At 52.0% G+C, this 1,501-nt stretch carries 2 protein-coding genes; one reads left to right on the forward strand and one right to left on the reverse strand.

Annotated elements, in window-relative coordinates:
- Positions 1 to 424: hypothetical protein (locus PAECUDRAFT_RS24245; RefSeq protein WP_006040805.1), on the reverse strand; the 424-nt coding region annotated here is incomplete at its 3' end.
- Positions 425 to 534: 110 nt separating this feature from the next.
- Between PAECUDRAFT_RS24245 and PAECUDRAFT_RS24250 the strand changes: the two genes are divergently transcribed.
- Positions 535 to 750 carry a hypothetical protein gene (locus tag PAECUDRAFT_RS24250; RefSeq protein WP_006038809.1) on the forward strand — a complete coding sequence of 72 codons (216 nt, stop codon included), beginning with the start codon at positions 535 to 537 and terminating at the stop codon, positions 748 to 750.
- The last annotated feature ends 751 nt before the right edge of the window (positions 751 to 1,501 follow it).

Genomic DNA, 1,501 nt, shown 5'->3' on the forward strand with positions numbered 1-1,501 from the left:
TTTGCATCGCTTTCTGCCAGCCAGCCAGCAGGGCGGGCTTCGCCAAAATGTCCTGAACGAAACGATCGGACTCGTCGTTAGGCTCGCTTTCCTTGAGGTGATCGTTGTAGAAGTCGGTTTTGGTCAGCTCGAGGACGAAGACGGCTGCGGTTTGATACCCTTTTTGCGCCAAGAAATTATTGATGATCTTGATCTTTTCTTTGTATATCGCGTCTTTGTCGTCCGCCGGGGGAGGGCTGTCGTCGAGCTTCGCTTTCATGCTCGCCAGCAGTGATGTCCATTGCTGCTTAAGCGTTTGGTTCACCTGCAGATCGGATACGAACATCATTGCGTCTGCCTGCCACTTCAACTGATTGGGATCGTTCGTGTTAACGTCGAATACGCTGGAACCGTCATTTGCCGTCGTTGCTTGCACCTTTGCCATTGTAATTCCTCCTCAGAAATCGGTTTGTATTTGGGTTGTCGTCTGCTTGTTTGCTACATCACAATCATAAGCGGCTATACGGGAGCGGATAAGTGACTGGAGTAAGCAGTATGTCATATGACGAGGGGATGACTGGGGTAATGGTGCGGCGGTTGGGGGATGCGGTTGGCATGCTACTGTTGGGCGACCACTGCGCAGGGCGAATGTTCCTTCCGATCGCTGTTGTCCCCGGATTCATCGGGTTGTGTAAGACCGTTAAGCGGTCTGAATCCGGGGACAAAGGCAAAAATCTTCCCTATCGGAGCAAACGAGGGCCGGATGAGTGAATAGGGAATAACGATATTCCCTATCGGAGCCAACGAGGGCCGGGTGAGTGAATAGGGAAGAAATATCTGCCCTATTGGAGCCAACGAGTGCTGGGTGAGTGAATAGGGAACAACGATATTCCCTATCGGGGCAAAAGAGTGCCCGGTGAGCGAATAGGGAACAAAAATCTTCCCTATCGGAGCAAACGAGGGCCTGATGAGTGAATAGGGAATAACGATATTCCCTATCGGAGCCAACGAGGGCTGGGTGAGTGAATAGGGAATAACGATATTCCCTATCGGAGCCAACGAGGGCTGGGTGAGTGAATAGGGAATAAATATCTTCCCTATTGGAGCAAACGATGGCCGGATGAGTGAATAGGGAACAAAGATCTTCCCTATTGGGGGCAAACGAGGGCTGGGTGAGTGAATAGGGAATAACGATCTTCCCTATCATAGCAAACGAGGGCCTGATGAGTGGATAGGGAAGAAATATCCGCCTTTCCCCATAAGGGCAATGGGCGCACAAAAAGCCACACAGGCGTTGCAACCTGTGTGGCCTGCGGTTTATAGGCGGGCTCTCAGCGTCTATGCAGCGGAGTCCTCTAGCCAGCGGCTGGCTAGAGGACTCCATGCCGGCCTAATCTAGCCAGCCCTCCGCTTCTACCTAGCCATGCTCCAGCATACCCTTAAGCCTAGCGATGACTTTGGCGCGGTCGTTCACTGCCGACCTTTTCATAGATGACGCTGATGTAGTTTTTGACGGTGCCTT

The sequence above is a fragment of the Paenibacillus curdlanolyticus YK9 genome, from assembly GCF_000179615.1.
In the GTDB taxonomy this organism is placed as follows: Bacteria; Bacillota; Bacilli; order Paenibacillales; family Paenibacillaceae; genus Paenibacillus_T; species Paenibacillus_T curdlanolyticus.

Coding starts and splice junctions, on each gene's coding strand:
- PAECUDRAFT_RS24250 (WP_006038809.1), top strand. CDS start 535: ATGTCATATGACGAGGGGATGACTGGGGTAATGGTGCGGCGGTTGGGG.